Annotated in this window: 4 protein-coding genes; all 4 read left to right on the top strand. The window is 45.4% G+C overall.

Annotated features, from left to right (window positions below):
- Positions 1-203: 203 nt before the first annotated feature.
- On the top strand, positions 204-1,208 hold the full coding sequence (locus B5J94_RS05390; protein ID WP_062501161.1) for a hypothetical protein: 1,005 nt from the start codon (positions 204-206) through the stop codon (positions 1,206-1,208).
- 109 nt (positions 1,209-1,317) lie between these two features.
- Positions 1,318-2,448, top strand: a complete 1,131-nt coding sequence (locus tag B5J94_RS05385; protein WP_062501159.1) for a L,D-transpeptidase family protein — start codon at positions 1,318-1,320, stop codon at positions 2,446-2,448.
- 95 nt (positions 2,449-2,543) lie between these two features.
- The gene (gene purB, locus B5J94_RS05380) at positions 2,544-3,941 is read left to right on the top strand and encodes an adenylosuccinate lyase (protein WP_062501157.1); all 1,398 of its coding nucleotides are present in this window, start codon (positions 2,544-2,546) and stop codon (positions 3,939-3,941) included.
- A gap of 61 nt (positions 3,942-4,002) precedes the next feature.
- Positions 4,003-4,362 (top strand): P-loop NTPase fold protein (locus B5J94_RS05375; RefSeq protein WP_228144531.1); only part of this gene is annotated, 360 nt, incomplete at its 3' end.

Genomic DNA, 4,362 nt, shown 5'->3' with positions numbered 1-4,362 from the left:
ACAATCCGACCACTTAACTGGATGAATTTTTAAGAATTTTACTTAACTTTTTAAATTAAGTAGTCGGATAGCCATTTTTTCACATAAAAATAGATTTAAAATTATAAAGTTTTTATAAAATTTTAATAAATGTTATCAATGTTTAACACGCCCTAGTAATAATATGATATGATTTGGATAAATTTTGACAGCTTGGTGTTTTTATGTTACCCATCATCTCTCGCCCCACTTTGTGCTTGCTGACCTGTCTTGCTCTACCTGCCTTTGCCCATGCCAATGACACCACGACATCAGACACGGACAGCCCCAACCTAGAACCTGAGAACAACACATGGCTTGATGACACCCGAGACGACACCAAAGGCTGGCTCAATCGCACCGCACGACACATGGACAGCTGGTTTGGTGAGACCAACCCTGACGAACCCGCTCGTGCGTCCATCCGTGTAATGCTTGACACGCATTATAATGAATATGATGGCACGACCGTCAAACCCCGTATTCGTGGACGCATCAAACTACCAACACTTGAAAATCGCCTAAGCGTGATGATTGGTGATGATGATTTGGACTTAGAACAAGGGGGCGGTATCTATAATGATGGACGTGCCGTGACTTATGGCGACAACACCTTTGACCGCCGTCAAAGTCGTGAAGACAACACATCGCTCGCTCTGCGTTGGTCAAAGTTCCAAGACGACATCGGCATAGAGACGGATGCTGACATCGGTCTGCGGTCTAGTGATTTATATCTAAAACTGCGAGCCGAGAAAAAATGGGAGCTTGACCACCGCATTAACGCCCGCTTTGAACAGATGTATCGCTACGGCACCAAGAGCGAGCATTATGCCCTATCCACGCTTGAATTTAGCCAACCCCAGTCCAAGCACCGCACGCTCGTCAATCGCACGCACCTATCCTACACCCACAAAGACACCGAAGAGACCGCATGGAGCAACAGCCTGTACCAACAGCACTACCTAGACGGCAAGCACGGCACACGGGCGTTTAGCTATGGCATTTATACAGGGGGTGATGTCGTGGACAAGAAGTTTGAACTCGACATTTATGGTCCTTATGTCAGCTATCGCCAACCTGTATGGCGAAAATGGCTGTTTGTGCAGACGGACATCAGTTATTATAATGACAAAAACCAAGACCGTGATCATCATTTGGGGGTGTTTAACCGCCTAGAAATGGTGTTTTAGGCGGATTGGCGACACAAAATTTACAACAATCCTACTTGTCCACCCTTGTCATTTGTGTCATTTTCACACATAATAAGCGGTGTTTTTTGTTTATAAAATGAGATTTGCCATGTTTTATTTTAAAAAGTCCTGTTCTAAAAAACTCACCACATTAGCACTGTCCATGCTTGCCATCTGTGGCACGACCGCCTTTGCCCAGTTTGATGTTCAAGTCAGTCAATCGGGGGCAAAAAACACCTTTGACCCCACGTTGCTGACCGCCGATGACAGTGACACTGCCAGCCAAATTGACACCAAAAAAACCAGTAGCGACACCGCCACCATCAAAAGCCTTGAAAAATCAGGCAAACGCTACACCAAAGTGGATTTGTCCGAATACGCCAAGACCGTGAACAAGTCCACATGGTCGCCCAACATGAAAGTCAATAGTGCCATGACGGTCAAGATTCAGGCACTGCTAGACCAACACCATGCGTCTGTTGGGGCGATTGATGGCGGTTGGGGCAACAACAGCAAAAACGCCCTTGCCAACTTCCAACGCATGAAAAACCTACCCGCCACTGGCAAGATGAACCAAGAAACATGGGATGCTCTCAGCGTGGGGGCGGATGACGTACTGGTCAGCTACACCATCACCAAAGATGACATCACCAAGTTTGGCAAATTACCAAGCAGTGTCGAAGCCCGCTCAAAACTTAGCGACCTAGGCTATGAGAGCATTCAAGAGAAACTTGCCGAACGCTTTCACATGCGTATCGACTATCTCACCAAAATCAATCCCAATAAAAAATTCGTAGCAGGCGAGAGCATTACCGTGGTCAACACCAAAGATGCCTTTGAAGGCGGTTTTGACAAAATCATCGCCAACACCGCAACCAACACCGTCACCGCCTACCAAGGCGACACACTCATGGCAAGCTATCCTGCCACCATCGGTAACAGCAAAAAACCTGCCGAAAAAGGCGTTTACAGCCTAAACAGCAAGGTCAAAATGCCCCACTATCGTGCCACCGTCACCAAAGGCGACAACAAACAAACCTTTATCCTACCCCCTGGTGCCAACAGCCCTGTTGGTGTGGTATGGATGAGCCTAGACAAGGCAGGTTATGGCATTCATGGCGTGAGCAACCCTGAGATTATCGGACAGCCTGCCCCGATTGGCTCTATCGGTCTGTCCAACTGGGACGTGTTAGAGCTGTATGCCAACGTCCAAGAAGGCGTGACCGTTGAGATTAAGTAATCCCGCATTAGCCCACAAGTGATTTGTGGGCTTTTGTTGTCAAGTCTAAACATTCGTTAAACCCATAAACCCGTTCATCGTTAAAGGAAAATCCCATGTCCGAGCTGTCTTTTTCTGCCTTGACTGCCCTATCGCCCCTTGATGGTCGTTATGCATCCAAATGCGATGCCTTGCGTCCTTATTTGTCCGAGTTTGGACTCATTCACGCCCGTGTAACCGTTGAGATTCGTTGGTTGCAAGCCTTGGCAAATCACCCCGAGATTAGCGAAATTACGCCATTTAGCCAATCCACCAATGACAAGCTAAATGCCATTGTTGCCAATTTTAGCGAACAAAATGCCTTACGAATCAAAGAGATAGAACGAACCACCAACCACGATGTCAAAGCGGTGGAATATTTCTTAAAAGAACAGATTGCTGATATTGATGAATTGGCAAATGCAGGCGAGTTTATCCATTTTGCCTGTACGTCTGAGGACATCAACAACCTATCGCACGCCCTGATGCTAAAATCGGGTCGTGATGTGCTTGCCCAGTCCATGCAAGCGATTATTGATGAGATTGCCAAACTGGCTGACAATTATGCCACCACCCCCATGCTCTCTCGCACGCACGGACAGACCGCAAGCCCCACCACGCTTGGCAAAGAAATGGCGAATGTCGCTTACCGCTTGCACCGCCAATTAAAGCAGTTCAACAATGTGGAACTGCTTGGCAAAATCAACGGAGCGGTTGGCAACTACAACGCCCATTTGTCTGCTTATCCAAACATTGACTGGGCAAAACACTCGCAAAGTTTTGTTGAGAGTCTAGATTTGACCTTTAACCCTTATACCACGCAGATTGAACCGCATGATTATATGGCAGAATTGTTTGATGCGTTACGCCGTTTTAACACGATTTTGATTGATTTTAACCGTGATGTGTGGGGCTATATCTCGCTTGGCTACTTTAAGCAAAAACTAAAAGACGGCGAAGTGGGTAGCTCCACCATGCCCCACAAGGTAAACCCCATTGATTTTGAAAATTCAGAAGGTAACCTTGGCTTAGCAAATGCGGTATTGGCTCATCTTGGCGAAAAATTACCCATTTCGCGTTGGCAACGTGATTTGACCGACTCAACGGTGCTTCGTAATATGGGCGTGGGTTTTGCCCAAAGTTTGATTGCTTTTGAAGCGTGCCTAAAAGGCATTGGCAAATTAGAAATCAATACTGACCGCCTAGCCGAAGATTTGGACAACGCCCAAGAAGTGCTTGCCGAACCTATCCAAACCGTGATGAGACGCTACAACGTTGAAAAACCTTACGAAAAATTAAAGACTCTGACTCGTGGGCAAGCGATGACCCGTGAGATGATGATAGGTTTTGTGAATGGCGATGAGCTGTCTGCCGTGCCGTCCGATGAGCGTACACGCCTAGCTAAGCTAACCCCTGCCACTTATATCGGGAATGCCGATAAACAGGCGAAGGCGTTGAAAGATTATTTGAAATAATTTGGTTTTTGGTAAATAGGTGTGGTATGATTTTATCACACCTATTTTTATTGGAAAAGTTATGGCAAACACACAAAGCATTGACGAAAGATTATTAAAAGTCCTAAATCAAGATAAGGACAAAAACAAAAGTGATAGCGAAGACCAAGCTAAAAATAAAGGCTATGTTATTGGATTAACTGGCGAATGGGGTATTGGTAAAACACATTTTTGGAAAAATTTTTATGAAGAAAAGCGTAGCGAGCTAGGCTATCAAAAATATGCTTATGTTTCCTTGTTTGGTATAGATAGCTTGGATGGTTTAAAATATGAAATCGCCATTCAAACACAAGCAATCAGCACAGACAAAAAAGATAGTGGAGGAAACTCAATAGCAAAATCGTTATTTACCTTTTTAACCAATAATAGACCCCTTTCCAAA

The sequence above is a fragment of the Moraxella lacunata genome (genome assembly GCF_002027545.1).
Classification (GTDB): Bacteria; Pseudomonadota; Gammaproteobacteria; order Pseudomonadales; family Moraxellaceae; genus Moraxella; species Moraxella lacunata.
This window is presented reverse-complemented; position numbering and strand designations above follow the sequence as displayed.

Coding starts and splice junctions, on each gene's coding strand:
- B5J94_RS05390 (WP_062501161.1), top strand. CDS start 204: ATGTTACCCATCATCTCTCGCCCCACTTTGTGCTTGCTGACCTGTCTT.
- B5J94_RS05385 (WP_062501159.1), top strand. CDS start 1,318: ATGTTTTATTTTAAAAAGTCCTGTTCTAAAAAACTCACCACATTAGCA.
- purB (WP_062501157.1), top strand. CDS start 2,544: ATGTCCGAGCTGTCTTTTTCTGCCTTGACTGCCCTATCGCCCCTTGAT.